Annotated in this window: 22 protein-coding genes; 10 read left to right on the top strand and 12 right to left on the bottom strand. The window is 75.3% G+C overall.

Annotation, left to right across the window (positions count from 1 at the left end; genetic code table 11):
• Positions 1-21 precede the first annotated feature (21 nt).
• Both H6H00_RS06350 and H6H00_RS06345 read right to left on the bottom strand, forming a co-directional pair.
• Positions 22-615, bottom strand: a complete 594-nt coding sequence (locus tag H6H00_RS06350) for a hypothetical protein (RefSeq protein WP_185720403.1) — start codon at positions 613-615, stop codon at positions 22-24.
• A gap of 99 nt (positions 616-714) precedes the next feature.
• On the bottom strand, positions 715-3,024 hold the full coding sequence (locus tag H6H00_RS06345) for a sodium-translocating pyrophosphatase (protein WP_185720402.1): 2,310 nt from the start codon (positions 3,022-3,024) through the stop codon (positions 715-717).
• 233 nt (positions 3,025-3,257) lie between these two features.
• Here H6H00_RS06345 and H6H00_RS06340 point away from each other — a divergent pair, with 233 nt between their 5' ends.
• A complete protein-coding gene (locus H6H00_RS06340) occupies positions 3,258-4,199 on the top strand; it encodes a serine hydrolase family protein (RefSeq protein ID WP_185720401.1) in 942 nt (313 codons plus the stop codon).
• A gap of 91 nt (positions 4,200-4,290) precedes the next feature.
• Positions 4,291-6,684 (top strand): DEAD/DEAH box helicase, encoded by a 2,394-nt coding sequence (locus H6H00_RS06335; RefSeq protein ID WP_255425606.1) that lies wholly within the window; start codon positions 4,291-4,293, stop codon positions 6,682-6,684.
• Positions 6,685-6,756: 72 nt separating this feature from the next.
• On the opposite strand, the gene H6H00_RS32175 is transcribed toward H6H00_RS06335, so the two are convergent.
• From H6H00_RS32175 to ssd, 7 genes are all read right to left on the bottom strand, one after another.
• Entirely contained in the window at positions 6,757-7,419 is a 663-nt protein-coding gene (locus H6H00_RS32175) for an Rv3654c family TadE-like protein (protein ID WP_379539846.1), read from the bottom strand.
• Between the two features lie 86 nt (positions 7,420-7,505).
• The gene (locus tag H6H00_RS06325) at positions 7,506-7,820 is read right to left on the bottom strand and encodes a TadE family type IV pilus minor pilin (RefSeq protein ID WP_221775809.1); all 315 of its coding nucleotides are present in this window, start codon (positions 7,818-7,820) and stop codon (positions 7,506-7,508) included.
• 17 nt (positions 7,821-7,837) lie between these two features.
• Positions 7,838-8,038 carry a DUF4244 domain-containing protein gene (locus H6H00_RS06320; protein ID WP_185720398.1) on the bottom strand — a complete coding sequence of 67 codons (201 nt, stop codon included), beginning with the start codon at positions 8,036-8,038 and terminating at the stop codon, positions 7,838-7,840.
• 33 nt (positions 8,039-8,071) lie between these two features.
• Positions 8,072-8,776, bottom strand: coding sequence for a type II secretion system F family protein (locus H6H00_RS06315; RefSeq protein WP_185720397.1), 705 nt, complete (start codon positions 8,774-8,776; stop codon positions 8,072-8,074).
• Positions 8,773-9,576 carry a type II secretion system F family protein gene (locus H6H00_RS06310; protein ID WP_185720396.1) on the bottom strand — a complete coding sequence of 268 codons (804 nt, stop codon included), beginning with the start codon at positions 9,574-9,576 and terminating at the stop codon, positions 8,773-8,775. The genes H6H00_RS06315 and H6H00_RS06310 overlap by 4 nt, the downstream gene beginning before the upstream one ends.
• Positions 9,570-10,739 carry a TadA family conjugal transfer-associated ATPase gene (locus H6H00_RS06305; protein ID WP_255425605.1) on the bottom strand — a complete coding sequence of 390 codons (1,170 nt, stop codon included), beginning with the start codon at positions 10,737-10,739 and terminating at the stop codon, positions 9,570-9,572. The genes H6H00_RS06310 and H6H00_RS06305 overlap by 7 nt, the downstream gene beginning before the upstream one ends.
• A complete protein-coding gene (gene ssd, locus H6H00_RS06300; protein WP_304633055.1) occupies positions 10,736-11,839 on the bottom strand; it encodes a septum site-determining protein Ssd in 1,104 nt (367 codons plus the stop codon). Before ssd ends, H6H00_RS06305 begins: the two co-directional genes overlap by 4 nt.
• Before the next feature lie 411 nt (positions 11,840-12,250).
• Between ssd and H6H00_RS06295 the strand changes: the two genes are divergently transcribed.
• Positions 12,251-13,066 carry an HAD family hydrolase gene (locus H6H00_RS06295; protein WP_185720395.1) on the top strand — a complete coding sequence of 272 codons (816 nt, stop codon included), beginning with the start codon at positions 12,251-12,253 and terminating at the stop codon, positions 13,064-13,066.
• A 335-nt stretch (positions 13,067-13,401) separates the two neighbouring features.
• Here the strand turns inward: H6H00_RS06295 and H6H00_RS06290 are convergent, their stop codons facing one another.
• On the bottom strand, positions 13,402-14,142 hold the full coding sequence (locus H6H00_RS06290; protein ID WP_379539833.1) for an oxidoreductase: 741 nt from the start codon (positions 14,140-14,142) through the stop codon (positions 13,402-13,404).
• 133 nt (positions 14,143-14,275) lie between these two features.
• Here H6H00_RS06290 and acs point away from each other — a divergent pair, with 133 nt between their 5' ends.
• From acs to H6H00_RS06265, 5 genes are all read left to right on the top strand, one after another.
• Positions 14,276-16,249: an acetate--CoA ligase gene (gene acs / locus H6H00_RS06285; protein WP_185720393.1), complete on the top strand. Its 1,974-nt coding sequence runs from the start codon at positions 14,276-14,278 to the stop codon at positions 16,247-16,249.
• Between the two features lies 1 nt (position 16,250).
• The gene (arfB, locus tag H6H00_RS06280; protein ID WP_185722206.1) at positions 16,251-16,682 is read left to right on the top strand and encodes an alternative ribosome rescue aminoacyl-tRNA hydrolase ArfB; all 432 of its coding nucleotides are present in this window, start codon (positions 16,251-16,253) and stop codon (positions 16,680-16,682) included.
• A gap of 72 nt (positions 16,683-16,754) precedes the next feature.
• Complete coding sequence (gene nhaA, locus H6H00_RS06275; protein ID WP_185720392.1) at positions 16,755-17,954, top strand: Na+/H+ antiporter NhaA; 1,200 nt, start codon at positions 16,755-16,757, stop codon at positions 17,952-17,954.
• Positions 17,955-18,042: 88 nt separating this feature from the next.
• Entirely contained in the window at positions 18,043-18,543 is a 501-nt protein-coding gene (locus tag H6H00_RS06270) for a phage holin family protein (protein ID WP_255425604.1), read from the top strand.
• Between the two features lie 3 nt (positions 18,544-18,546).
• Entirely contained in the window at positions 18,547-19,470 is a 924-nt protein-coding gene (locus H6H00_RS06265; protein WP_185720390.1) for an alpha/beta fold hydrolase, read from the top strand.
• Between the two features lie 95 nt (positions 19,471-19,565).
• Here the strand turns inward: H6H00_RS06265 and H6H00_RS06260 are convergent, their stop codons facing one another.
• Positions 19,566-21,140, bottom strand: coding sequence for a Na+/H+ antiporter (locus tag H6H00_RS06260; RefSeq protein WP_185720389.1), 1,575 nt, complete (start codon positions 21,138-21,140; stop codon positions 19,566-19,568).
• 18 nt (positions 21,141-21,158) lie between these two features.
• On the opposite strand from H6H00_RS06260, the gene H6H00_RS06255 reads away from it, so the two are divergent.
• On the top strand, positions 21,159-21,431 hold the full coding sequence (locus H6H00_RS06255) for a UBP-type zinc finger domain-containing protein (RefSeq protein WP_379540052.1): 273 nt from the start codon (positions 21,159-21,161) through the stop codon (positions 21,429-21,431).
• A 3-nt stretch (positions 21,432-21,434) separates the two neighbouring features.
• Here the strand turns inward: H6H00_RS06255 and H6H00_RS06250 are convergent, their stop codons facing one another.
• Positions 21,435-22,544: a glycerophosphodiester phosphodiesterase gene (locus tag H6H00_RS06250; RefSeq protein WP_185720387.1), complete on the bottom strand. Its 1,110-nt coding sequence runs from the start codon at positions 22,542-22,544 to the stop codon at positions 21,435-21,437.
• A gap of 123 nt (positions 22,545-22,667) precedes the next feature.
• On the opposite strand from H6H00_RS06250, the gene purD reads away from it, so the two are divergent.
• Positions 22,668-23,933, top strand: coding sequence for a phosphoribosylamine--glycine ligase (purD, locus tag H6H00_RS06245; protein ID WP_185720386.1), 1,266 nt, complete (start codon positions 22,668-22,670; stop codon positions 23,931-23,933).
• Positions 23,934-24,152: the final 219 nt, after the last annotated feature.

The raw sequence follows: 24,152 nt of genomic DNA, 5'->3' as shown, positions 1-24,152 counted from the left end.
GGGGGAGCGTAACCACCTCTGTCAACTCGCCCGGCGTCCCCAGCACCGCGGCCAGTCGCCGTCGGGGACCCCGCGGGGGGCCGGGCCGACCAGCTCGACGAGCCGCTGGACCCGCCGCGTCCCGCTGATCCGCAGGGCCGTGCCGCAGGCCGTCCTGGCCGGGGGGATGCCCAGCCGGGTGGTGGCCGCGAGCAGCGGGAGGTGCGTCCCGGGGGCGTCCGGGTCGAGCATCAGGAGGTAGCCGCCGTGGTCGTCGGGGCGGCCCGCGGCGAGCGCCCACAGCCGCAGCGCGGCGCCGTCGAGCTGCCAGCCCGCCGGCACCGTCTTGACCGACCCGGCGGTCCACTCGGCGGCCAGGCCGACGAGGTCGCAGCGGAACGCGCTGCGGACGGCCGCCGCGCCGGACTCCGTGGTGACGACCTCGACCCGGATGCCGGTGGCGGCGCAGGCGGCGGCGACGGCGGGCCCGCGGGCGGCGTCGACCAGGACGGTCGAGAGCCGGGCCTGGTCCCCCGCGCCGAAGCGGACGATCCGGCCCGGCCCGCAGAGCAGGCCGCCGAGATCGCGCACCCCGGCCGGGCGCGCGTCGGCGGAGAACAGCGACAGCTGCGGCACGCCCGGAGGATAGAACACCCGTTCGATCCTGCCGACCCCCGACGCGCCGGAGGCCGCCCACCCGTGGGGTGGACGGCCTCCGGACGGCGGGGGGCGGGGTCAGGCGACCGCACTCTCCGCGGGGGTGTCGGTGATCGACGTCGAGCGACGCTTGGCGACCACGATCGCCCCGATGATGATCGCGACCGCGACGAGCGCGATGACGATGCTGATCACGGGGTTGGCCGTGGTGCCGAACGACAGGGCCACGACGGCCGGCGCGATGAGCACGGCGACCAGGTTCATGACCTTGAGCAGCGGGTTGATCGACGGGCCGGCGGTGTCCTTGAACGGGTCACCGACGGTGTCACCGATGATCGTGGCCTCGTGCGCGGGCGATCCCTTGCCCCCGTGCGCACCGTCCTCGACCAGCTTCTTCGCGTTGTCCCATGCGCCACCGGAGTTGGCCAGGAACACGGCCATCAGGGTGCCGGTGGCGATGGCGCCGGCCAGGTAGCCGGCCAGCGGGCCGACGCCGAGGCCGAAGCCGACCGCGATCGGGGCGAAGATCGCCAGCAGGCCGGGGGTGGCCAGCTCGCGCAGCGAGTCGCGGGTGCAGATGTCGACCACGCGGGAGTAGTCGGGGCGCACGGAGTAGTCCATGATCCCCGGGTTCTCCTTGAACTGCCGGCGCACCTCGAACACGATCGCGCCCGCGGCCCGGGTGACGGCGTTGATCGCCAGACCCGAGAACATGAAGACGACCGAGGCACCGATGATCACGCCGACGAGGGTGTTCGGGGTGAACACCGCGAAGGCGAGGTCGGGCAGCGACGCACCGGCCTCGACGAGAGCCACGTTGATCGCGTCGCGGTACGACCCGAACAGCGCGGTGGCCGCGAGCACGGCCGTGGCGATCGCGATGCCCTTGGTGATGGCCTTCGTCGTGTTCCCCACCGCGTCGAGCTCGGTGAGGATGTCGACGCCGGGGCCCGACACGTCGCCCGACATCTCGGCGATGCCCTGGGCGTTGTCGGCCACCGGGCCGAACGTGTCCATCGCGACGATGACGCCGACCGTGGTGAGCAGGCCGGTACCGGCCAGCGCCACCGCGAACAGGGCCACCGTGATCGAGCCCGTGGCCAGCGCGAACGCACCGAACACGGCCGCGCTGATGACCAGCGCGGTGTAGACGGCCGACTCGAAGCCGATCGAGATGCCGGACAGGATGACCGTGGCGGCACCGGTGAGCGAGGACTCGCCCACGTCCTTGACCGGCTTGTCCTCGGTGCCGGTGTAGTACCCGGTCAGCTTGAGGATGGCCGCGGCCAGCACGATGCCGATGACCACGGCGACCGTGGCGAGCAGCCGCGGGTCGGTGCCGGTCATGGCGGCGACGACGGTGCCGTCGGTCGGGTTCGTCAGCCCCTGGAAGCTGTCGGGCAGGTAGACGTACGCGGCGATCGCGCTGAGCACCGCGGAGATGGCCGCGGAGATGTAGAAGCTCCGGTTGATCGTCGTCAGGCTGCCCTCGTTGGGGCGGGTGCGGGTGATGTAGACGCCGATCACCGCGGTGATCACGCCGATGGCCGGCACGATCAGCGGGAACAGCAGGCCCTGCAGGCCGAACGCGGCGGTGCCGAGGATCAGCGCGGCCACGAGCGTCACGGCGTAGGACTCGAAGAGGTCCGCGGCCATGCCGGCGCAGTCACCCACGTTGTCGCCGACGTTGTCGGCGATCGTGGCGGCGTTGCGGGGGTCGTCCTCCGGGATGCCCTGCTCGACCTTGCCGACCAGGTCGGCACCCACGTCGGCGGCCTTGGTGAAGATGCCGCCACCGACGCGCATGAACATCGCGAGCAGCGCGGCTCCGAAGCCGAAGCCCTCCAGCACGCGGGGAGCGCCACCGGCGTAGACGAGCACGACCACGGCCGCACCGAACAGGCCCAGGCCGACGGTGAACATGCCGACGACGCCACCGGTGCGGAACGCGATGCGGGTGGCCTTCTCCCGGCCGCCCTCCTCGCGCGACGCGGAGGCGACACGGATGTTCGCTGCCGTCGCCAGGCGCATGCCCAGGCTGCCGATGGTGGCGGAGAACAGCGCGCCGATCAGGAAGAAGATCGAGCGGCCAATGCTCTCGCCGAAGTTCGCTGCGGGAAGCGCGAACAGCAGGAAGAACACGATGACGACGAAGACGGCGAGCGTCTTGAACTGGCGGTTGAGGTACGCCGTGGCGCCTTCCTGGACCGCACGGCCGATGTCCTGCATCTTGGGGGTGCCCGCGTCAGCCGCGAGCACCTCCCTGCGCAGGACGAAGCCGATGGCCAGTGCAGCGAGGGCGACCACCGCGACCACACCGACGATGATGTAGTCGTTCGACGCGAGCGCGATGGAACCTGCGTCCGCGGCGAGGGTGGACCGAGACATCCGTCCTCCTGGTTCAGTGGATCACTAGGGCCAGGGGCGTGGACGTCGACCCTGGCGTCTTCACGAGCCGTCTCCGCAGGTAGGCGCGGTGGCGGGCGCGTGCAGTGTAAATGTGTGACGTGCGCCGCGTTCGGGCGGTGGTGCGCGGCGACGGCCGCGCAACGATAAGGTCACGAAGTGCCCCGACCGCGTGTCCTCGCGAACTCTCCACGCGTGTCGATCGTGAACGCTGCGTGACCTCCCGAACCCGACCGGTGGCCGCCGGTGGACTGGTGTGCGCCTGCCTCGCCGTGGTGAGCCTGGCGATCCCGCTCCTCGCGGCCCCGGACCGCCCGGTGGGGATGACCCGCTCCGCCGTCGCGGTGCCGTCGGCGTCCGCCCCGGCCCTGGTCCCCACCATCCCGGACCTCGCGTTCACCCTGGCGCCGCTGCCCACCGGGTCCGCCCAGGCCGCCGTCGACGCGGCGCAGTCGACCGCCGCCCCCACGACCGAGCTCGGGGTGGCGGTCCTCGACCGCACCACCGGGGAGGCCGCGGTCGGCGACCGCGGCGCCGAGCCGTTCTACACGGCGTCGCTGTCGAAGCTGGTGGTCGCCGTCGACGTGCTCGACCGGCGCCGGACCGAGGGGCTGGTCGTCACCGACGACGACCTGGACCTGATCCGCCGGGCGCTCGGGCCCAGCGACGACTCCGCGATGAACGCGCTCTGGGTGCGCTTCGACGGGGTCGGGGCCGCCGCGCGCGTGAGCGCCGACCTGGGGCTCACCGGCACCACGGCGCCCGACGACCCGTCGCAGTGGGGCGAGATGTCGGTGTCGGCCACCGATTACCTGCGCGTCTACGACTACGTGCTCGGGGAGATGCCGGCCGACGACCGAGCCGTCGTGGTCGACGCCCTCTCCGCCGCGCCGTCGATCGCGGCCGACGGCTTCGACCAGGCCTTCGGTCTGCTCGACCCGGTGGTGGACGGGGCCGGCGGCGTGGGTGCGCACGCCAAGCAGGGCTGGATGTGCTGCTTCTCCGGGCAGTACTACCTGCACAGCGCCGGGACCGTGGGGCTGGATCAGCGCTACGTCGTGTCGGTGCTGACGCGCGTGCCCACCGGGCCGGGGTGGAGCGCGGCCCGGGCCGAGGTCACGGCCGTGGCCGCGGCGGCGGTGGAGGCGCTCGGCTGACCCCGCGTCGCCGGCGGGGCGGTCGGGTTGTCGGTGGGGTGTGCCAACCTCGGTCCCCGTGGACGGCGACGCGGTACCCCGAGGTGGGGCGGTGACCGCCGACCGCGGTGAGGTGCTGCTGCGGCGGGTGCTGGCCGGGGCCGATGCCGCCGCCGGGGTCGACCCGTTCGGATCCTGGTCCTTCGACGGGGACGGGCCGCTGCGGCACGTCGCCCGGGTTCCCGCCCGCGACGGCGACGCCGTGCCGTGGCCGGACTGGGTGCCGCCGGAGGTGCGGGCGGCGTTCCTCCGGCGGGGGGTGCGGGCGCCGTGGCGGCACCAGGCCGAGGCGGCCTCGCTGGCGCACGCCGGCCGCGACGTCGTGGTGGCCACCGGCACCGCGTCGGGCAAGTCGTTGGCCTACCAGCTGCCCGTGCTCTCGCGGCTCGCCGCCGACCCGCGGGCCACGGCGCTGTACCTCTCGCCGACCAAGGCCCTCGCCGCCGACCAGCTCCGCGCGCTCGCCGAGCTCGACCTGCCCGGGGTCCGGGCGGCCGCGCTCGACGGCGACACCGCGGTGGAGGAGCGCGACTGGGCCCGCGCCCACTCCCGGTGGATCTTCAGCAACCCCGACATGCTGCACCGCGCGGTGCTGCCCCGGCACGCCCGGTGGGCCACGTTCCTGCGGCGCCTGCACGTCGTCGTGGTGGACGAGTGCCACACCTACCGCGGCGTGTTCGGCTCGCACGTGGCGCTGCTGCTGCGGCGCCTGCTGCGCGTCGCCGCGCGCTACGGCTCGCACCCGACCGTCGTGCTCGCCTCGGCCACCGTCGCCGAGCCCGCGGCGTTCGCGAGCCGGCTCACCGGGCGCGACGTCACGGCCGTGACGGTCGACGGGTCCCCGCACGCCGGACGCACCGTCGCGCTGTGGGAGCCGCCGCTGCTGCCCGAGCTGACGGGGGAGAACGGGGCGCCCGTCCGCCGCCCCGCCGGCACCGAGGCGGCCCGGATGCTCGCCGATCTCGTGATCGAGGGAGCCCGCACGCTCGCCTTCGTGCGGTCGCGGCGGGGCGCGGAGCTGACCGCGCTCGGCGCCCGGCGGCTGCTCGCCGACGTCGACCCCGACCTGGCCGCGCGGGTGGCGGCCTACCGCGGCGGGTACCTGCCGGAGGAGCGCCGTGCGCTGGAGGCGGCGCTCGCGAGCGGTGCGCTGCTCGGGGTGGCCACCACCAACGCGCTGGAGCTGGGCGTCGACATCGCCGGGCTCGACGCCGTCGTCGTGGCCGGGTTCCCGGGCACCCGGGCGTCGTTCTGGCAGCAGGCCGGGCGCGCCGGGCGGGCCACCGACTCGGCGCTCGTCGTGCTGGTGGCCAGGGACGACCCGATGGACACCTACCTCGTCCACCATCCCGAGGCGCTGCTCGGCCGCCCCGTCGAGGGGTGCGTGCTCGACCCGACCAACCCCTACGTCCTCGCCCCGCAGCTCGTCTGCGCCGCGGCCGAGCTGCCGCTCACGCAGGCCGACGTCGACGGCCCGTTCGGCGGGGCGCCCGCCGCGGCCGTGCTCGAGGAGCTGGTGGCCGACGGGGTGCTGCGCCGGCGGCCCACCGGGTGGTTCTGGCCCTCCACGCGGGAGCGCCCCGCCGGCTCGGTCGACATCCGCGGCTCGGGGCTGGGCCAGGTGGCCGTGGTGGAGGCCGGGACCGGGCGGATGCTCGGCACGGCCGACGCGGCGTCGGCGCCCGCGACGCTGCACCCGGGCGCGATCCACCTGCACCGCGGCGAGAGCCACCTCGTGGAGGAGCTCGACCTCGACGCGGGCGTGGCGCTGGTGGTGGCCGCGGATCCCGGGTGGCGCACCGACGCGCGGTCGACCGCCGACGTGCAGGTCGTGCGGGTGCTGTCGCGGCGCGAGCACGGTCCGGTGGGGGTGGGGTTCGCCGAGGTGGACGTGAGCACCCAGGTGGTGGCCTACCAGCGCCGCGCCCCCGACGGCACGGTGCTCGAGACGGTGCCGTTGGACATGCCGGAGCAGACGCTGCGCACGCGCTCGGTGTTCTACGACGTCGACGACGCCGCGCTCGCCGCCGCCGGGATCGGCCCGGACGACGTGCCGGGTGCGCTGCACGCGGCGGAGCACGCGGCGATCGGGCTGCTGCCGCTGTTCGCGATCTGCGACCGGTGGGACATCGGTGGCATGTCCACCGCGCTTCACCCGCACACCGGGCGCCCGACGGTGTTCGTGCACGACGGCCACCCCGGCGGAGCCGGCTTCGCGGAGCGGGGCCACCAGGTGCTCGGGGCCTGGCTGACGGCCACGCGCTCGGCCATCCGCGACTGCGGCTGCCGCAGTGGGTGCCCGTCGTGCGTGCAGTCGCCCAAGTGCGGCAACGGGAACGCACCGCTGGACAAGCGCGGGGCGGTGGCGGTGCTCGACGTGGTGCTCGCCGCGCTGTCCGGTCCGTCCCGGTCCGGGACGGAGCGACACCGGGCGGGCGATCGGTAGGTCGTTGCCGGCCGGCCCGCGGGGGCGGGGGCCGGCCGGCAACGACCCCGTGTGCGGCGGGCCGGCCGGGGGTCACGTCGGGGGACGTGCCGGCCCCGCCGCAGCTCGGGGAGCGGGTCGGAGGAGACGGGGAGGTGACTCCTGTCTCCCGCCCAGTAGGCACCGCAACCGCCTGCGGCACCAGCGATCGTCGCCGATCGGCAGGCCGGTGACGACGAGCGCCGCGGACGGGGGTTGCGGCCTCATCGGGGCGCCTGCGGCGGCGTGACCTGCCGCTCCACGCGCTCCGTGACCGCTCGACGACCGATTCCGTCCGCTGGGCGTGGCTGATCGCGCGCTGGGCCCGCCGCCGGGAGGTGATGCGGGTGGTGCGGGGGGTGTGGATGGTGCTCCGGGCGGTGGCGGCGGTGTCGGGGTGCCGTCGGGCCCTGCGACGGGCGGCGGATCCGGCGGGGGATCGGGCTGGGCGGGGCCCGCACGCGCCCGGGCGGTGACGGTCGGCGGGCCCAGGACGGTGAGCGCGAGATCGGCCTCCGTCGCCACGAGCACGTCCCACCCGTCGAGCCGGCACGTGCGGAGCCGGGTGTCCATCCCGCCGGCGATCGCTGCCGCCCGCGCGCACGCGGCGGCCGTGCCGTGCACGGCACGGCCCGCGGCGGCGAGCGCGGCGAGATCGGCGGCGGCCTCGGCCCGGTGCCGGACCGCGACGCCGGCGCCGAGTTCGATGCCGACCACCAGCAGGCCGAGCAGCACGGCGACCGCACCGGCCGCCCACACGGTCGCGACGCCGTCGTCGGGTGTGCGGCCGCGGCGGGGGCCGGTCACGGGATCGCCCCGGGCTCGAGCACCGCGACCGCCCGACCGCCGACGCGCAGCGGGAGCGGTGGCACGGCGGGTGCGGTGACCTCGGCGGTCACCTCGTCGCCGCGCACCACGAGCTCGATCCGGGCCCCCGTCGGGGCCAGCCGCCCGGCGATCTCCCGGCCGCGCTCCGGTTCGCCCCGGGCGGCGAGCCGGACCAGCTCCCGGGCGGCGTCGATGCAGCGCACCGACGCCGCCACGGAGGCGACCGCCCCGATCGCGACGGCCAGGAACAGCGCGAGGCTGCACAGCGCGAGCGCGGCCTCCACGGTCACCGCACCGGCGTCACCGGTCAGAAGGTGGTGCTCAGCGCGCGGGTCACGAGGTCGGTCAGTGCCGTCACCACGCTCTCGCCGCTGACGACGGTGTAGAGCACCGCGGCGAACGCCGCGGCCGCGACCGTGCCGATCGCGTACTCCACCGTGGACATCCCGTCGTCGCGGACGGCGAGCCGGCGCAGGCGTCGGGTGAGGGTCGTGGGGATCGTGGTCATGGGTTGTCTCCTTCGTCGGGACGGACACGGTGGTCACCACCGTGCGAGTGCCTGGCCCGCCAGGCCGATGACGACCGGGGCGATGCCGAGGACCAGGAAGGCGGGCAGGAAGCACAGGCCGAGCGGCCCGGTGATGAGCACGCCCGCCCGCTGGGCGCGTGCCTGTGCGGTGTCGACGAGCTCCGCGCGCACGCGGGCGGCCTCCGCGACCGCGACCTGTGCGAGTGCGGCACCGGTTCCGGCGGAGCGTCCGGCGGCCCGGGCGAACACGGCGAGGACGGGCACGTCCTGTGCCGCCCGCCACGCGTCGGCCGGGTCGGCGCCGAGCTCGAGCAGCCCCGCGACCCGCCGCAGCTCGGTGCCGGTGGGGCCGTGCAGCGGGCCGGCCGCGGCCGCGACGGCCGAGGCGACCGGCAGCCCGGCGCGCAGGCACACGCCGAGCAGCTCCCATCCGGTGGCCAGCGTGGGGAGGTCGGGTGGGGCCGCCCGCGCGGGCAACCGGCGCAGCGCCACGAGCGCACCCAGCGCGCCGAGCGCCGCGACCGCACCCGGGATAGGGCCGCCCAGGGCGAGGCCTGCGGAGCCGGCCGCCGCGGCCCCCACCGCGATCCACGCCGGTCGGAGCACCGCCGCTGGGGCGCCACCGGGACGGGGGGCGGCACGCAACCGCGCCGAACCGACCCGGGGCCCGCCCACCAGCAGCGCTGCGGCGAGCAGGAACAGGGCCGCGGGCGTCATCGGGGCACCGCCGACCGGAGGATCTGCTCGGTCCACGCGACGCCCGCCGCGGCGAGCGCCACCCCGACCACGAGCAGCGCCTGGCCGAGCAGCCCACTGCGCAGCACACCGAGCGGGTCGGCCCCGACGAGCTGGCCCAGGGCCAGCCCGAGCGCGGGCAGCGCCGTGAGCACGAGGGCGGTGGCCCGCGGACCGGCGAGCTCCGCACGGACCCGGGCGGCGAACCGCACCCGCCAGCCGAGGTCGGCCGCCGCCCCGGAGAGCAGCTCGGCCAGCGGCACCCCGCTGCGCTCGGACAGGGCCCAGGCCGCGGCGAGCCGCTCGACCTCGGCGGTGACCTCCGGGTGCTCCCCGGCACCGCGGCGCAGTGCGGCCGGGACGTCGTCACCGAGTCCGCCCGCGGCCGCCGCGGGCGCGAGCACCGCGCGGGCCCGCGGGCCGTCGGCGGAGGTGCCGCCGAGCGCGGTGGCCGGATGGGCCCCGGCGGCTAGCTCGTCGGCCATCCGGGAGATCGCCGACGCCAGCTCGACCGCCGTGTCGGCGGCCGCGGTCTCGGTGCGGCGGGCCGCCCGGTGCCGGCGGACCGTCGCGGCCACCAGCAGGCTGGCGATCGCCCCGCCCGGCCCGGCGACGAGCAGGCCGATCGCCCCACCCGCGACGACGGGCAGTGCCGCCCCGGGCGCCCGCCACGACCGCGGGCGGGCGGTGTGGGGCCGCAACGCACCGAGCCGCCCCACCGCGGCCGGCGGGGGCAGGCAGAGCAGCGCGGCGGCGAGCGCGGCGCACGACGCCGTCACCACGGGACCCGCACCTCGCGCTCGGCCAGCAGCCGCCCGAGGGTCTCCCGCTCCGCCGTCCAGCCGCCGGAGCGGGTCCAGGCGGGCCGGACCTGCACCTCGGTGTCGGAGCGGGCCAGCACCCCGACCGCGTCGAGGACGCGTGCCCCGCCGGGCAGGCGGCGCATGTGCAGCACCACCTGCACCGCCGCGGCGAGCTGGCTGTGCAGCGCCACCCGCGACATCCCGCCGACGGCGGCCAGCGCCTCGAGCCGGGCGGGCACCTCGCGGACGGAGTTGGCGTGCACGGTGCCCGCCCCGCCGTCGTGGCCGGTGTTCATCGCGGACAGCAGATCGGCGACCTCGGCGCCCCGCACCTCCCCGACGACGAGCCGGTCGGGCCGCATGCGCAGGGCCTCGCGCACGAGGTCGCGCAGCACGACGCCGCCCGCCCCCTCGATGTTGGCGGGCCGCGACACCAGGCGGACGACGTGCGGGTGCCGGGGCGCCAGCTCCTGGGCGTCCTCCACGCAGACGATGCGCTCCCGCGGGTCGACCGCGCTGAGCAGCGCCCCCAGGATGGTGGTCTTGCCCGTGCCGGTCCCGCCGGAGACCAGCAGGGCCAGGCGCGCGGCGAGCACGGCGCGCAGCAGGTCCTCACCTCCGGCGTCGAGGGTGCCCGTGCGGCGCAGGGCGGCCAGGTCGTGGGCCGCGGGCCGCAGCACGCGCAGCGACAGGCAGGTGCCGTCGGGGGAGATCGGCGGGAGCACGGCGTGCAGGCGCACGCCGGCCTCGGCGAGCCAGCCGTCGACGTAGGGGGAGGCGTCGTCGAGCCTGCGGCCCGCGGCCAGGGCGAGCCGCTGCGCGAGCCGGCGGACCGCGGCCTCGTCGGGCAGCCGGACCGCGGCCGGTTCGGGGCCGGTGCCGCGGTCGACCCACACCCGGCCCCCGCCGCCGACGAGGACGTCGGTGGTGCGGGGGTCGCGCAGCAGCGCGTCGAGCGGGCCCGCGCCGACGAACTCCTCCCGGAGGACGCGCAGCGCGTCGAGGACGTCGAGGTCGGACGCGACGCCGCCGGACTCCGCCCGCACCGCGGCCGCGACGGCCGCCACCCCGGTGCCGTCGCCGGTGGCCGCGAGCCGGGACCGGACGCGGTCGACGAGCACCCCGCCCGCCCGCTCGCTCACGACCCGCCCCCGGCGGCCGCACCCAGCTCCGCGAGCACCGCGCGGGCCGCGGCGGCGAGCGGGCCACGGGTCCGACCCGGGGCCTCCCCGCGTTCGAGGGCCCTGGCGAGCCCCGGCTCGGACCGCATCGTGGTGAGCAGCGGCAGCTCGAGCGCCCGCGCGACCTCCGCGGCGTCGATCCCGCCCGGCGCCGGCCCGCGCACGACCAGCCGCGGCACCGCGCCGTGGTCGGCCAGCACCGCGACGACCCGTGCCGCCGCCGCGCAGGACCGCACGTCGGCGGGCACGACCAGCACCACGAGGTCGGCCGCACTCAGTGCGGCGAGCGCGGCGTCGGTGCCGTGGCGAGGCAGGTCGCACACGACCGTCTCCCCCGCGCGGCGACCCGCGTCGATCACCGCGGAGACCGCCCCGGCGCCCGGCCCGCCCCCACCCGGACCGCCGGCGGCCCGGTCGCACGACAGCAGCGCGAGCTCACCGCCGCCCCGGCCGGCGACGGCGGGCGCGGGCAGCGCGGCGTGCAGCGCTGCCGCCGGGACCCGCCCGCCGCCGACGCCGACCCCGGGCCAGCGCAGGCCGTCGAGATCCTCCGCGCCCAGCACGAGGTCGAGCCCGCCGCCGAGGGGATCGCAGTCGACCAGCAGCGCCCGGCGACCGTCGCGCACGGCGGCGACGGCCACCGCCGCGGCGAGCACCGACGCCCCCGCCCCGCCCCGGCCGCCGACCACCCCGAGCACGGGCCCGCGGCCGCGCGGCTCCTCCGTGGCCTCCGACAGCGCCGCGACCAGCCACGGCTCCGCGTCGGGCAGCGACACGACGTGCTCCGCCCCGACGGCGACGGCCTGCTGCCACACCCCGGGCGGTGGCTCGCCCCGGACCGCGACGACGACGCGCCCGCGCCGGGGCAGGCCGTGGCGCGCGCAGTGCTGGGCGGCCCCCGCGTCGAGCAGCACGACGGGCGCCTCGGCCCACATCCGCCGCGCGGCGGTGGCGTCGACGGCCCGCTCCAGCTCGCACCCGGCCGCCGCCGCGAGCCGGAGCACGGCGTCGAGCAGCTCGGGATCGGACACCATCACGAGCCCCCGCTGAGATCGGCGCATCGCGGCCTCCCTGGTCGTGCCCCGCCCGGTGCGGGACGGGATCCAGGGTCGCCCGGGATCGGGTGGGCGCAGCGATGAACCGGTTTCCTGTGGACAGTGGGAGACCGATGTGGACAACTCGACCCGGTCGGCCGATTCGCGACAGCCGGCCGTCGGGGTGGTGCGGCAATCTGGGACGGGGAGGGCCCGGACACGGGACGACCCCCGCCAGGGGGGATTGGCGGGGGTCGTCGTCGGTTCAGCTCCGGGGGGTCGAGCTGAACCACGTCCGGACGTGTCCGGACGACGTCAACTGTAGCCGGACATCAGGCCGTGCGCGCGCCCCTGTACGGAGCATCTGGGGCGAGATCCCCGGCGCGTCACCCCCCGCGCCACCTGCGGTCGCGGCGGGGTCTGGCAAGCTCGCTCGACATGCCTGGTGCGCCGTCGATCCCGCTCCCGCGGCGGCCGACCGCTGCCGCCTTCTTCGACCTCGACAAGACGATCATCGCCGGGTCCAGCGCGCTGGCGTTCAGCCGCCCGTTCCGGCGGCAGGGCCTGATCAGCAGGCGGGCCGTGCTCCGCAGCGGGTACGCCCAGCTGCTGCTGGTGCTCTCCGGCGCCGACGCGGGGACGATGGAGCACCTGCGCCGGCGGATCACGGAGCTCTGCACCGGCTGGGACGTCGCGCAGGTGAGCGCGATCGTCGCGGAGACGCTGCACGAGATCGTCGAGCCGCTGGTCTACGCCGAGGCCACCGAGCTGATCGCCGAGCACCGCGCCGCGGGGGAGGAGGTGGTCGTGCTGTCCGCCTCGGGCCAGGAGGTCGTCGAGCCGATCGCCGCGCTCGTGGGGGCCGACCGCTGCCTGGCCACCCGCATGGGCGTCGTGAACGGGCGGTACACCGGCGAGGTCGAGTACTACTGCTACGGCGAGGAGAAGGCCCGCGCGGCCCGCGACATCGCCACCGCGCGCGGCTACCGGCTGGCCGACTGCCGCGCCTACTCCGACTCGATCACCGACCTGCCGCTGCTGGAGGCGGTGGGGCACCCGACCGCGGTCAACCCGGACAAGGCGCTGCGCCGCGAGGCGCTGGAGCGCGGCTGGCCGATCCTCACCTTCACCGCGCCCGTCGCGCTCGGGGTGCGCTTCCGGCCGCCGGTCCCGGTGGCCGCGGCGATCGGCGGAGTCGGGATGGCGGCGATCCTCGGAGCCGGTTGGTACTCCTACCGCAACCGCCGCTCGTGACGCACCGTCGCTGAACCGGTGCACCCGACGCCGCCCCTTGCTGTGTCGGGAGTCACCGGTTACACATGTCGTACGGACTTCCGGAAGGCCAGGGGCGGTGCGGCGGAGAAGCACCCGTCTCCCCCGACCGGGGCTCCGTGCGCGAGGAAGCGGGCACTCCACGCACAGCACGCCGCGGGAGGCATGTCGTCGTGGGCCTGCGTACCGGGACGCCGGACGCCGAGGCCACCAACACGACACGTAGTGCACGCCTGGATCCCGATTCGTCGCGAGTGGACGGGCGGTTCCCCGGAGGGGGGCCGCCCGTCTCGCGTTCCCGCTGGTAGGGGGCCTCCTCAGCTGCGGGCGTCGGCGATCGAGGTGCCTTCGCGGCCACCGGCCTCCCACTGCGCGCAGCAGTGCAGGATCCAGGCGCCGACGCCGTCCGCCCCGCCGGCCGCGAACCCCTCCGCTGCCGCGCGGTACTCCGCGGCCCGGCGCAGGTGGCCCACCTCGGGGACGGCGAGGCCGCGGGGGTCGAGCCCGGCCGTCAGCGCGGTGAGCCGGGCCGCCGCCCGCGCGACGACGCCGCTGGCGGAGCCGAAAGGGCGCAGCGCCAGTAACTCTCCGTGCACGACGGCGACGAGGATCGGGGCCGGGGCCCGCGTGCCGCCGGTGATCAGCCCGGCCAGCAGCGCGAGCCGGTCGGTGACGCCCGGCCCCGTCCGCGGCCGGCCCAGCTCGGTGCCGTGCCGCTCGACGGGCACCAGGTCGGTGGCCGCCAGCACGTGCAGCCGGGCGAGCGCCTGGGAGGGGGAGGTGCGCCAGGCCGCCAGCAGCCGGCCGGACTCCTCGGCGATCCGCACGGCGCCCGCGAGGACGGGGTCGGTGACGGTGTCGGGGGAGTCGAGCGGGGCCCCGTCGAGCGCGGCCGACGCACGCGCGGCCCGGATCCCGGCCTCCGCGGCGCCCGCCGGCCAGCCCTGCCGGTTGGCGGGGTGGTTGTGCACGGCGACCACCGCGTCGCGGGCCCGAGTCACCGCCTCGGCGACGCCCGGGAGCTCGGTCAGGGGCGCGAGCGGGTCGGTGGCGATCACCCGATCCATGCTGCCAGTAGGGGCAGTACTGGCCGGACAGGCGGTGCGCGGGTCGGTGGTGGGCGATAGCGTCGTCCCAAGATTGCGTGCCGGGCGCCGATGCCCGGTGCGGAGACGAGCAGGAGGGGTACGGATGGCCGACTCGGGACCCACGTTGAGCAACCTGTCCACGGAGAGCCGCAGCTTCCCTCCCAGCGAGGAGTTCGCCGCGCAGGCCAACGCCACCGAGGAGTGGTACGCCCGCGGTGACGACGACCGGGAGGGGTTCTGGGCAGAGCAGGCCGACCGCCTGCACTGGCACCAGAAGTGGGACCAGGTCCTCGACTGGCAGCCCCCGTTCGCGAAGTGGTTCGTGAACGGCAAGCTCAACGTCGCCTACAACTGCGTCGACCGCCACGTCGACGACGGGCACGGCGAGCAGGTGGCCTTCCACTGGGAGGGTGAGCCCGGCGACTCCCGCACCATCACCTACGCCGACCTCAAGAGCGAGGTGAGCAAGGCGGCCAACGCGCTCACCGAGCTGGGCGTGCAGGCGGGCGACCGGGTGGCCATCCAGCTGCCGATGATCCCCGAGGCCGTCATCTCGATGCTGGCCTGCGCGCGCCTCGGCGCGATGCACAGCGTCGTGTTCGGCGGGTTCTCACCCGGTGCGCTCAAGGCCCGCATCGAGGACGCCGAGTGCAAGCTGCTCATCACCTCCGACGGGCAGTTCCGGCGCGGCAAGCCGGCGCCGATGAAGGAGAACACCGACGAGGCGGTCAAGGACACCCCGTCGATCGAGCACGTGCTCGTCGTCAAGCGCACCGAGACCGAGGTGCCCTGGACCGAGGGCCGCGACGTCTGGTGGCACGACGTCGTCGACAGGCAGTCCGACGAGCACGAGGCGCAGGCCTTCGACGCCGAGCACCCGCTGTTCATCCTCTACACCTCGGGCACCACCGGGAAGCCGAAGGGCATCCTGCACACCTCGGGCGGCTACCTCACGCAGGCCGCGTACACCCACCACGTGGTGTTCGACCACAAGCCCGGCGAGAGCGTCTACTGGTGCACCGCCGACATCGGCTGGATCACCGGGCACAGCTACATCGTCTACGGACCGCTGGCCAACCGCGCCACCTCGGTCCTCTACGAGGGCACGCCCAACACCCCCCACGAGGGCCGGCACTGGGAGATCGTGCAGAAGCACGGCGTCTCCATCTACTACACCGCGCCCACGCTGATCCGCACGTTCATGAAGTGGGGCAAGGAGATCCCGGAGAAGTACGACCTCTCCTCGCTCAAGGTGCTCGGCAGCGTCGGCGAGCCGATCAACCCCGAGGCCTGGATGTGGTACCGGGAGAACATCGGGCACGACAGGTGCCCGATCGTCGACACCTGGTGGCAGACCGAGACCGGCGCGATCATGATCGCCCCGCTCCCCGGCGTCACCGCCACCAAGCCGGGTTCGGCGATGCGCACGATCCCCGGGATCAGCGCGGAGGTCGTCTCCGAGGAGGCCGAGCCGGTCGGCCCGGGCGGCGGCGGGTACCTGGTGCTCGACAAGCCGTGGCCGTCGATGCTGCGCGGCATCTGGGGCGACGAGGAGCGCTACAAGGACACCTACTGGTCGCGCTTCGCCGACCAGGGCTACTACTTCGCGGGCGACGGTGCGAAGTACGACGACGACGGCGCGATCTGGCTGCTCGGCCGCGTCGACGACGTGATGAATGTGTCCGGGCACCGCATCTCCACCACCGAGGTGGAGTCGGCGCTGGTCAGCCACCCGACGGTGGCCGAGGCCGCGGTCGTCGGGGCGTCCGACGAGACCACCGGGCAGGGCATCGTCGCGTTCGTCATCCTGCGCGGCAACGCGGCGAAGGACGGCGGCGAGGACGCGATCAAGGCGCTGCGCGACCACGTCTCCAAGGAGATCGGGCCGATCGCCAAGCCCAAGAAGATCCTCGTGGTCGAGGAGCTGCCCAAGACCCGTTCCGGGAAGATCATGCGCCGGCTGCTGCGCGACGTCGCCGAGAACCGCGACGTGGGCGACGTCTCGACGCTGGCCGACTCCACCGTCATGGACCTGATCTCCTCGGGGCTCAAGGACGGCAGCAAGTCGGAGGACTGACCTGCTCGACGACGACCTGCACGTGCGAGGACCGCTGGTGCTTCCCGCGAGGGAGCTGCACTGGCGGTTCTCGCGCGCGTCGGGGCCGGGTGGTCAGGGCGTCAACACCACCGACTCGCGCGTCGAGCTGTCCTTCGACGTCGCGCGCTCGCCGTCGGTGCCGGACGACCTGCGCAGCCGGGCGCTCGCGCGCCTGGCGGGCCGGCTGGTCGACGGGGTGCTGACGGTCGTCGCGTCGGAGCACCGCAGCCAGCTGCGCAACCGCGAGGCGGCCCGTGAGCGCCTCGCCGCCACCCTCCGCGGGGCCACGGCGGCGGACCCACCCACCCGGCGGCCGACGAAGCCGTCGAAGGGGGCCAAGCGCCGCCGGATGGACGAGAAGACGCGGCGGGGCCGGGTCAAGCGGCTGCGCGGCCGCCCCGACGACGGGTAACGTCCCCCGCGGTGCGCCGGGAAGTCTGGTCGGCAACGTCGTCGTCGTGCCCGAACGCCCCCGGAGCTGCCCGTGATCGCACCCCGCCCCGCCTCCGAGTTCGCCCGCTACCTGCGCACCGAGACCGTCGGCGGGATGGTCCTGCTCGTCGCCACCGCCGTCGCGCTGCTGTGGGCGAACTCCCCGTGGTCCGGTGCGTACGTGGGGCTGCGCGACACCGTCGTCGGCCCGGCCGCGCTGCACCTCGACCTGACGCTCGCGCAGTGGGCCACCGACGGCCTCCTCGCGGTCTTCTTCTTCGTCGTGGGGCTGGAGCTCAAGCGCGAGCTGGTCGTCGGGGAGCTGTCGAAGCTGCGGCAGGCGCTGCTGCCGGTGGCCGCGGCCCTCGGCGGGATGGTCGTCCCGGCCGTGATCGCCCTGGTCGTGGGCCGTGGAGCGCCGGGCATGGAGCAGGCCTGGGCCATCCCGGTGGCGACCGACATCGCGTTCGCCCTCGGCGTGCTCGCGCTGGCCGGGTCGGCCCTGCCGGCCACCGCGCGGGTGTTCCTGCTGGGCCTGGCCGTGGCCGACGACCTGGGCGCGATCGCCGTCATCGCGTTCGTCTTCAGCTCCGGGCTCAACCTGCTCGCGCTCGGGGCCGGGTTGCTCGGCGCCGCGCTCTACTGGTGGCTGCAGCGGCGCCGCGTGCGGGCCTGGTGGATCTACGTGCCGCTCGGCGTCGCGGTCTGGGTGGCGATCCACGAGGCGGGGATCCACGCGACGATCGCCGGGGTCCTGCTCGGCCTGCTCACCCGGGTCCGGCCCGACGACGGTGAGCGGTACGCGCCCGCGGTGCGGCTGGAGCACCGGCTGCAGCCCTGGTCGGCCGGGCTGTGCGTGCCGGTGTTCGCGCTGTTCGCGGCCGGTGTCCCGGTCGGGGCCGACGCGCTGCGCGAGGTGTTCACCGCGCCGGTCCCGCTCGCCGTCATGGCCGGGTTGCTCGTCGGGAAGGTCATCGGCATCCTCGGCTTCGCCTGGCTGGCCATCCGGATCACCCCGGCCTGCCGGCCGAGCGGCCTGGGGTGGCGCGACATGGCGGCGGTGTCGATGCTCGGCGGCGTCGGATTCACCGTCAGCCTGCTGATCGCCGAGCTGTCGCTCGTCGACCAGCCCGAGGTGCTCGACGCCGCGAAGGCCGCCATCCTCATCGCCTCCGCGGCCGCGGCGCTGATCGGCGCGGCGCTGCTCGTGCGTCGCGGACGGGTGCACGCTGCACCCGACGAGTGGACCTGACGCGCCTGGTCGGGCACCGGTGCCCCCCGCGTGGAAGGATGCGTTCCGATCATCGAGACACACCAGCAGGATGTGCAGGAGGACAGTGGTGGCCAGCCCGACCAGCTCCAACGGCACGGAGGTTCCGCCCGTGCTCCCCTCGATCCCGCTCTCGAAGGAGCCGGTCGTCGCGGCGGCCGACCAGTCGATCGGCGGGCTCGTCCGCGAGGCAACCGCGCAGGTCTCCACGCTCGTGCGCGCCGAGGTCGAGCTCGCCCGCTCCGAGGTCACCGCCGAGGTGAAGAAGGGCCTGCAGGGCAGCATCTTCTTCATCGTCGCGCTGGTCGTGGCGCTGTTCAGCCTGTTCTTCCTGTTCTTCGCCCTCGGCGAGACGCTCGCGCTGTTCCTCAACCGCTCCGCGTCGTTCTGGATCGTGTTCGGCTTCATGCTGCTGGTCGCGGGCGTGTTCGGGCTGCTCGGCTACCTGCGGGTGCGCAAGATCCGCAAGCCCGAGCGCACGATCAGCTCGCTCAAGGAGTCGGCGCAGGTCCTGTCGAACCGGAACCGGGCCGACACCCCGGCCCAGCTGAACGGCCGCGGCACGGGCTGACCCGTGCGCGCACCCGATCCGTCGTCGGTGCGCATCCCGGGTCCGTGGACGCACTCCGAGGTCTCGGCCAACGGCATCCGGCAGCACGTCGTCGAGTGCGGGCAGGGCCCGCTGGTCGTGCTGCTGCACGGTTTCCCCGAGTTCTGGTGGACGTGGCGCCACCAGCTCGTCGGCCTCGCGGAGCGCGGGTTCCGGGCCGTCGCGGTCGACCTGCGCGGCTACGGTGACTCCGACAAGCCGCCCCGCGGCTACGACCTGTGGACCCTCGCCGGGGACGCTGCGGGCCTGATCGGGGCGCTCGGGGAGACCCGCGCGCACGTCGTCGGGCACGACTGGGGTGGGCTGATCGGCTGGACGACGGCCACCCTGCACCCCCGCCGGGTCCGGTCGCTGACGGTGCTCGGCGCACCGCACCCGATGGCGGTGCGGTCGGCGTTCGTGCGTGACCTGCGCGGGCAGGGGCGGGCCACCTCGAGCTACGCGCTGGCGTTCCAGGTCCCGCGGTGGCCCGAACGCGCCCTGCGCCGCGACGAGGGGGCGCGCGTCGAGGCGATCCTGCGCGGGTGGTCGGGCCCGGACTGGGTGCGGACCGACGACTTCGCCGAGGCGGCGGCCCGCTGCCGCAGCGCGATCCGGGTGCCGGGGGTCGTGCACTGCGCGATGGAGTACTACCGGTGGGCTCTGCGGTCGCAGTTCCGCGGGGACGGGCGGCGGTTCGCGGCGGCCGTCTCCCGGCCCGTCGACGCGCCGGTGCTGCAGATCCACGGCGAGCGCGACCCGTGCCTGCTCCCGTCGACGGCCGCGCTGTCGGGGCGCTGGGCCGGAGCCGGCTACCGGGCGGAGCTGCTGGCGGGCGTCGGGCACTTCCCGCACCAGGAGCGCCCGGACGTCGTGAACGGGCTGCTGGCCGGCTTCCTGACGTCCTGATCCCCGTACCCGTCCGGCCAACTCGCCGGGCCGGGTCGGCAAACTCGCCGGGTGGGGTCGGCAAACTCGCCGGGTGGGGTCGGCAAACTCGCGGGTCAGGGGTCGTCGCGCGCCAGCATCGCCTCCTCCAGGTCCAGCTGGCGCTGCACCCGGCGCAGGATCTCGTCGTCGATCTCCCCGGCGTCGCGGCTGGCGACGAAGGTGTCGCGCTCGCGGGTGAGCATCTCGCGGCGCAGGCGGTTGTAGGCGGCGCTCGGGCTCTCGCCCGCCTCCGAGTCCGGCCGCCCGAGCTGCTCCCACACCTGGTTGGCGCGCATCTGGGCGAACCGGCGGAGCTTCTCCGCGGTGTGCGCGGTGGCGCCGCCGCCCGCCTCGGCCATCAGCTCGTCGAGCCGCCCGATCGAGGCCTGCACCGCGGCGTACTGGGCCTGGGCCTCGGCGAGCACCTGGGCCTGCCCGCCGGTGTCGCGGACGCCGAGTCGGTGAATCACCGCGGGCAGGGTGAGGCCGTGCAGCAGCAGCGTCGCGATCGTCACGAAGAAGGCCAGGAACACGATCGTCTCGCGGCCGGGGACGTCGGCCGGGATCGCGAACGCGGCCGCCAGCGTGACGACCCCGCGCATCCCCGACCAGGAGATGACGGCCGGCACCTGCCACGGCGGCCGCGGATCGGCCTTGCGGACGCCCCGGAACAGCGCCCTGGGCAGGTACGTCGCCGGGAAGACCCACAGCACCCTGGCGAGGACCGTGGCCGCGGTGACGGCCAGCCCGTAGAGCACGAGCCGCCCCGCGTCGCCGGCCTGCGCGATCACGGTCGTCAGCTGCAGACCGATGAGCGCGAAGACGACCGACTCCAGGATCGTGTCGCTCGCCTGCCACACCGCCTGCTCCTGCAGCCGCGACGCGTAGCCGCCCTCGGGCGCGTGGTGGCCCAGGTAGAGCCCGGTGACGACGACGGCGAGCACGCCGGAGGTGTGCGCCTGCTCGGCGATCAGGTACACCGCGAACGGCACGACGAGCCCGAGCGCGCTCTCCACCCGCGCGTCGTGCAGCCGCATCCGCAGCCGGTGCACGACCCAGCCGACGGCGAGCCCGATCACGGTGCCGCCGACGGCCGCGAGCAGGAACATCCCGGCCGCCTCGGCCACCGAGACCGCCGTGCCGGCCGCGACGACGACGAACACCCGGAACAGCGTCAGCGCGGTGGCGTCGTTGATCAGGCTCTCTCCGCCGAGGATCGTCATGACCCGGCGCGGCAGCCCGAGGCGGCGCCCCACGGCGAGGGCCGACACCGCGTCCGGCGGCGCGACCACCGCACCGAGCACGAGCGCGGCGGGCAGCGACAGCTCGGGCACGAGCCACCACGCCACCAGCCCGACGACCAGCGCCGTGAACGCCGGCAGCCCGACGGCGAGCAGCCCGATCGGCCGCCGGTTGGCCCGGATCCCGAGGTAGGACGACTCCAGCGCCGCGGAGTACAGCAGCGGCGTCAGGACGACCAGCAGCACGATGTCCGGCTCGAGCTCCAGGTCCTCGACGCCGGGCAGGAACGACGCGGCGATGCCCGCGACGACCAGCACCAGCGGAGCGGAGACGTCGAGGCGCCGGCACACCGCCGTGATCGCGAGCGCGCCGAGTACGAGGAGGAGGAGTGTGAGCTCGACGTGCATGGGTGAAGGATGGCCCACATGACCTGCGCCCACACCGTGACCTTCGACGAGCGGTCCTGGTCCGAGCCCGCCCCCGACAGCGCCGACGGGTGCACCGACTGCCGCGCGCTGGGCGAGGACGTCTGGGCCCACCTGCGGCTGTGCCTGAGCTGCGGGCACGTCGCCTGCTGCGACTCCAGCCCGCACCGGCACGCCACCGCCCACGCCACGGCGCAGGACCACCCGGTCGTCCGCTCCTTCGAGCCGGGTGAGACGTGGCGGTGGTGCTACGCCGACGAGCGGATCGTCTGACCCCTACCCGTGCAGGGACCGCGCGGTGACGGCGGTGTCGGGGTTGTCGGCGAACACCCCGTCGACGCCGGCGGCGAAGAACGCCTCGTACTCGGCGAACACGTCCCCGTAGTCGGTGTCGGAGCCGGGGGAGCGCAGGTTCGTCGGCAGGAACTGGTTCTCGTTGCGGAACGTGTACGGGTGCACGACGAGCCCGACCGCGTGGGCCGCGGCGACCAGCGGGGTGGGCGTGCCGAGCGTGCCGTCGGGGTTGCGGGGGATCACGAGGTTCTTGTCCGGGCCGATGCCGTCGGCGAACGTGGCGAGGTCGGCGAGGCCGTCGGGGGTGATGAGGTCGAGGTAGGTGCGGGTGTCGCCCGCCGCGGCCAGGTCGGCCGGGATGCCGTCGGCCTCCAGCAGGGCCACCAGCGGCACGGCGAGGTCGGCGTCGAGCGCGCGCAGGTTCGTCGTCTCGAAGGACTGGACGAACACCGGTGCGTCGGCGCGGTTGAGGCCGGCCCCGTCCAGCGCCCGCACCAGCGCCGGCTCGAGCGGGAGGCCGAGCGTCGCGAAGTAGGTGGGGTGCTTGGTCTCCGGGTACACGCCGACCTCGCGGCCCAGCTCCCGGGACAGGCGCTCGCGCAGCTCCAGCACCTCGTTGAAGGTGGGGATGACGAACCGGCGGTCGTAGATCGTGTTCTCCTGGCGGACCTGCGGGATCCGCTCCGTCGCGCGCAGCGTGCGCAGCTCGGCGAGGGTGAAGTCCTCGGTGAACCAGCCGGTGTACTCGGCGCCGTCGATGGTCTTGGTGGTGCGCCGGTCGGCGAACTCCGGGTGGTCGGCGACGTCGGTCGTGCCGCCGATCTCCGGCTCGTGCCGCGCGACCAGCACCCCGTCGGCCGTCGTGACCAGGTCGGGCTCGATGAAGTCGGCACCCATCCGGGCTGCGAGCTCGTAGGAGGCGAGGGTGTGCTCGGGGCGGTAGCCGGACGCGCCGCGGTGCCCGATCACGACGACCCGGGCGGTCTCCCCCTCCCCGGCCGGCACGACGGGGGCGGCGGAGGGAGCTCCCGCCACGGTGACGGCGGAGAGTACGGCCACGGTGAGTCCTCGCAGTGGGAGACGGGGAGGCATGAGGTGCAGACTCGACCGGTCGGACCACCGCGTCACCACGGGAGAGCGTCGACACCGGGTCCGGGGTGTGAACGGCAGGTGCGGCGAGCGTACCCGTGAGCCTGCGCTCTACTCTTCCCCCTCGTGCGCGTTCTGGTCGTCGGGTCCGGTGCTCGGGAGCACGCCATCCTCATCGCCCTCGCGCAGGACCCCGGGGTGACGGCGCTGGCCTGTGCCCCGGGCAACGCGGGCACGGCGTCGGTGGCCGAGCAGCGCGGGATCGACGTCGTCGACCCCGCCGCGGTCACGGCGCTGGCCGCGGAGTGGCGGGCCGATCTCGTGGTGATCGGCCCGGAGGTGCCGCTCGTCGCGGGCGTCGCCGACGCGGTGCGCGCCGCCGGGATCGCCTGCTTCGGGCCGGGGGCCGCCGCCGCCCGGATCGAGGGTTCCAAGGCCTTCGCGAAGGACGTCATGGCGGCGGCGGGGGTGCCGACCGCGGGGTGCGAGATCGTCGACAACCCCGCCCACCTCGACGCCGCGCTCGACCGCTTCACCGCGCCCTACGTCGTCAAGGACGACGGGCTCGCGGCGGGCAAGGGCGTGGTCGTCACGTCCGACCGTGACATCGCGCGCGCCCACGCCATGACCCTGCTCGACGGCGGGCACCCCGTGCTGCTGGAGGCGTTCCTCGACGGCCCGGAGGCGTCGCTGTTCTGCTTCGTCGACGGCGAGACCGTCGTGCCGCTGCTGCCCGCTCAGGACTTCAAGCGCGTCGGTGACGACGACAGCGGCCCCAACACCGGGGGGATGGGCGCCTACGCGCCGCTGCCCTGGGCGTCCCCGGACCTGGCCGACGAGCTGGTGGAGTCCGTGGTCGGGCCGGTCGCCCGGGAGATGGTGGCGCGCGGGACCCCGTTCTCCGGCCTGCTCTACGCCGGGCTCGCGCTCACCTCGAACGGCCCGTCGGTGATCGAGTTCAACTGCCGCTTCGGGGACCCGGAGACCCAGGCCGTGCTCGCGCTGCTGCGGACCCCGCTGGCCGGGCTGCTGCACGCCACCGCGACCGGCACGCTCGCCCGGGTGCCCGCGCTGGACTGGGCTCCCGGCGCCGCGGTCACCGTCGTCGTGGCCGCGGAGGGCTACCCGGGCACCCCGCGGGTGGGCGACCCGATCTCCGGCGCCGACGGCGACGGCGTGCTGCACGCCGGCACCCGCCGCCGCGACGACGGGGCCGTCGTGTCCTCCGGCGGGCGGGTGCTGTCGGTCGTCGGGACGGGCCCCGACCTCGCCGCGGCCCGCGACGACGCCTACCGCCGCCTCGACGGCGTGCACCTGGCCGGGTCGCACCACCGCACCGACATCGCTCTGCGGGCCGTGCGCGGAGAGGTCACCGTTCCCTCGGGCGGGTGACGGGGTTACGCCACGTCACCCGATCTGATGATGTCGTGGAGTCGTGATCGTCGACGACGCGACCGTCTGTGCAGGTAGTGCACCCGTTCGGACGCAGGACCTCGCGAATCGGTCACTGTGCGCGACTTGCAGTGCTCCCGGGTTGACGCCAGTCTTTGCGCGTCCGGAGAGATCGACATGGACGTCGCTCCCCGCATCAACCGGCCATGGCCGCGGTCC

Source organism: Pseudonocardia petroleophila (assembly GCF_014235185.1).
GTDB classification, from domain to species: domain Bacteria; phylum Actinomycetota; class Actinomycetes; order Mycobacteriales; family Pseudonocardiaceae; genus Pseudonocardia; species Pseudonocardia petroleophila.
This window is presented reverse-complemented; position numbering and strand designations above follow the sequence as displayed.

Excerpts from the sequence above, each read along its gene's own strand:
- H6H00_RS06345 (WP_185720402.1), bottom strand. The coding sequence starts at position 3,024 with ATGTCTCGGTCCACCCTCGCCGCGGACGCAGGTTCCATCGCGCTCGCG.
- H6H00_RS06320 (WP_185720398.1), bottom strand. The coding sequence starts at position 8,038 with ATGACCACGATCCCCACGACCCTCACCCGACGCCTGCGCCGGCTCGCC.
- H6H00_RS06315 (WP_185720397.1), bottom strand. The coding sequence starts at position 8,776 with ATGACGCCCGCGGCCCTGTTCCTGCTCGCCGCAGCGCTGCTGGTGGGC.
- ssd (WP_304633055.1), bottom strand. The coding sequence starts at position 11,839 with ATGCGCCGATCTCAGCGGGGGCTCGTGATGGTGTCCGATCCCGAGCTG.
- H6H00_RS06295 (WP_185720395.1), top strand. The coding sequence starts at position 12,251 with ATGCCTGGTGCGCCGTCGATCCCGCTCCCGCGGCGGCCGACCGCTGCC.
- acs (WP_185720393.1), top strand. The coding sequence starts at position 14,276 with ATGGCCGACTCGGGACCCACGTTGAGCAACCTGTCCACGGAGAGCCGC.
- H6H00_RS06260 (WP_185720389.1), bottom strand. The coding sequence starts at position 21,140 with ATGCACGTCGAGCTCACACTCCTCCTCCTCGTACTCGGCGCGCTCGCG.
- H6H00_RS06255 (WP_379540052.1), top strand. The coding sequence starts at position 21,159 with ATGACCTGCGCCCACACCGTGACCTTCGACGAGCGGTCCTGGTCCGAG.
- H6H00_RS06250 (WP_185720387.1), bottom strand. The coding sequence starts at position 22,544 with ATGCCTCCCCGTCTCCCACTGCGAGGACTCACCGTGGCCGTACTCTCC.